Source organism: Pseudonocardia xinjiangensis (assembly GCF_012911925.1).
Classification (GTDB): domain Bacteria; phylum Actinomycetota; class Actinomycetes; order Mycobacteriales; family Pseudonocardiaceae; genus Pseudonocardia; species Pseudonocardia xinjiangensis.
Map to the genome: position 1 here is coordinate 1 of NZ_JAAXKY010000279.1, position 2,874 is coordinate 2,874.

The following is a 2,874-nucleotide window of genomic DNA, read 5'->3' on the forward strand; positions in this document are numbered from 1 at the left end:
GGCGGTGGGGGGTGCCGGGCGGGCATGAGTCTGCCGCTTTATTACTACGTGTTGGGCACTCCGTTGGGGGTGCTGGGTTTGGTGCGGTGGTCGTGCTGGTTGGTGCGGCGGGTGCCGGCGGTGTTGTATCGGCCGGTGGTGAATGATTTCCGGTTGCCGGTGAGTGTGGTGGTGCCGGTGTATCAGGAGGATCCGGTGGTGTTCACCGCGGCGGTGGAGTCGTGGTTGGCGAATGAGGGTGTTGTCGAGGTCATTTTGGTGATCGATGCCTCGGATGTGGTGTGTCGGGAGATCGCGGGCCGGTATCCGGTGACGGTGGTGGTGACCGAGGTGCCGGGGAAGCGGGATGCGTTGCGGCGGGGGTGGCGGGCGGCGAGCAGCGAGTTGGTGGCGTTGGTGGATTCGGACACGATCTGGGCGCCGGATGTGGCGGCGCAGGTGTGTCAGCCGTTTGCTGATCCGCGGATCGGGGGGGTCGGGACGCGGCAGAGTGTGTACGGGTCGTCGGGGTTCTTGGCGCGGATCACGGACATGTTCCTGGATCATCGGTATTTCGATGAGAACGCGAGTCAGAGTTTGTTGGGGCAGGCGGTGTCGTGTCTGTCGGGGCGCACGGCGGTGTATCGGCGGGCGTTGTTGGTGGAGGTCGAGGACGAGTTCATGCATGAGACGTTCTGGGGGGTGCCGTGTCTGTCGGGGGATGACAAGCGGTTGACCACGTTGATCTTGGAGCGTGGGCATGGGACGTACATGCAGCGGAGTGCGGAGGTGTGGTCGACGTTCCCGGACGGGTGGCGGGTGTTCTGCCGGCAGCGGTTGCGGTGGGCGCGGAACACGTGGCGGTCGGATCTGCGGGCGTTGTCGCGGCGGTGGGTGTGGCGGCATCCGTTTTTGGCGTACACGATGATCGACAAGGCGGTGGCGTGTTTCACGTTGTTGCTGGGGTTGGCGTTCATGGTGTCGTCGATCGTGGCGGGGCATTGGGTGTTCGTGGTGGTGTTGGCGTTGTGGTGGCAGCTCAGTCGGTCGGCGAAGTTGTTGCCGCATCTGCGGCGGCGGCCGTCGTCGTTTTTCTATATTCCGGGTTATGTGGTGGTGTCGTGGTTGATGGCGTTGATCAAGATTCAGGCGTTGTGCACGATCCGGAAGCAGCGTTGGCTCACGCGTGAGGTGGCTGTGGAGAACGGTGTGGTCGTGCGGACCAGCATTGACGGCGACCAGTCCACACCGGAGGAAATCTCCGCATGAGTCGTACCCGGGACCGGTCCCGGTCTCACCGGCACAGCCTCTGGCTGTTGCTCGCCTGTGCCCTCAGCACCCTCGTCGGCCTGGTGACCGCGCCGTCGGTCGCCACGGCCGGTTCGCCTGCGCCTGCCGCCTCGATGCTCCCGGCCCAACCGCCGCCGGGCGGGGACCCGGGGGACCGGGCAGCCGCGGCCGGCCGGATCCGGGCGGCGTGGGAGGGGCGGGGCCGGCCGACGCGGATGGCGATCGTGCGCGCCACCCGGGTCGACGTGGTGGCCGACGGGCACCTCGCCCAGCAGGTTCCGCTGCGTCCCGGCCCGGTCACCCTGCCCGTGCTCGACCGGTCCCTGCCCCCGACCTGGTTGCGTGAGAGCGCCGACACGGCGCTGCTGGCCGCCACGGTGGTCCTCACCCCGGGCACCGCGATGGACATCGCCGGGGACGTCTCGGGGATCCGCACGCTCGCCCTCGCCGGCGGCTCCAGCACCGCCGACACCGCGTCCCTCTACACCGGCGGCGGGCGGCTGAGCCTGCGCGGGCTGACCATCACCTCAGCCGACCCGGCCACCGGCCAACGTGCAGCCCCGGCTGCCGGGCGCTCCTCGATCGTGGTGTCCGCCCGCGGACACCTGGATGCCACGGACACCACCATCACCGACCTGGGCACCCCCGCCCCGGACTCCGACATCGGCGACGGCGGGCGGGCCGCCGTGGTGTTCGGCGCGGACAGCAGCGGCGCACTGGTCCGCACCACCTTGGCGCGCAACAGCACCGGGCTCCAACTGTCCCGCTCCGACGCCGTGCGCCTCGACCAGGTCACCGTCGGCGACTCCGTCGGCGACGGGATCGTCCTGCGTGGCGATCGCGCCACGATGATGACCGGCATCCGGGCCGAGCGAAACGGCGGCAACGGGATGGTCGTCGCGGCGGAGACCGCGGGCCGGCCAGCCGGTGGACCCGCGAGCCGGCTGACCGCGGGGAGCGCCGGCCGCCTCATCACCCAGGTGTCCACCACGGGCAACGGGAGGTTCGGACTCGTCCTCATCGGTCAGACGGGCGCTCAGGTCACCGATGTTTCCACCGCCGCCGACAAGTCGGGTGGTCTGCGGGTGAGCCGCTCGGCCGACACGGTGGTGACCAACTTCAGTGCGACTGACCAGCCGGTCGGCGTGTTCACCCACATCAACAGCACGAACGTGGTGCTGGACCACATCCGGACGACCGGTGGCCGGCGGGGCCTGGTGGTGGAGAAGAGCACCCAGGGCCTGGCGCTGCGCGACTCCACGTTCCACGGCGCCCGGGTGGCCGGGGTCTCCGTGGGAGGTCGGGACGTCACCGTCACCGGCGTGCAGGTCAGCGACTCCGCCACCGGGGTGCGCATCGAACGCGGCGCCAGGACCGTCACGGTGACCGGGCTGAGACTGCGCGGCGGCCACGACGGCATCGTCGCCACCCCCGACACCACCGGCGTGCTCGTGCAGGACCTCGTCGCCGAGGGCGTGGCCTTCGACACCGTGCGGACCTTCAGCCCCGACACCCGCATCATCGGCGGCCACATCACCGGCGGCACCACCGGCATCGACGTCGGCGCCGCCACCACCATCTCCGGCACCGTCATCGACCACGCCC

Annotated in this window: 2 protein-coding genes; both read left to right on the forward strand. The window is 69.8% G+C overall.

The window, feature by feature from the left end:
• The coding region (locus tag HF577_RS36945) for a glycosyltransferase (RefSeq protein ID WP_211175426.1) at positions 1 to 1,248 on the forward strand (1,248 nt) is incomplete at its 5' end.
• Positions 1,245 to 2,874, forward strand: a 1,630-nt coding sequence (locus HF577_RS36950) for a right-handed parallel beta-helix repeat-containing protein (protein WP_169400644.1), incomplete at its 3' end; no start/stop codon positions are given. The genes HF577_RS36945 and HF577_RS36950, both read left to right, overlap by 4 nt.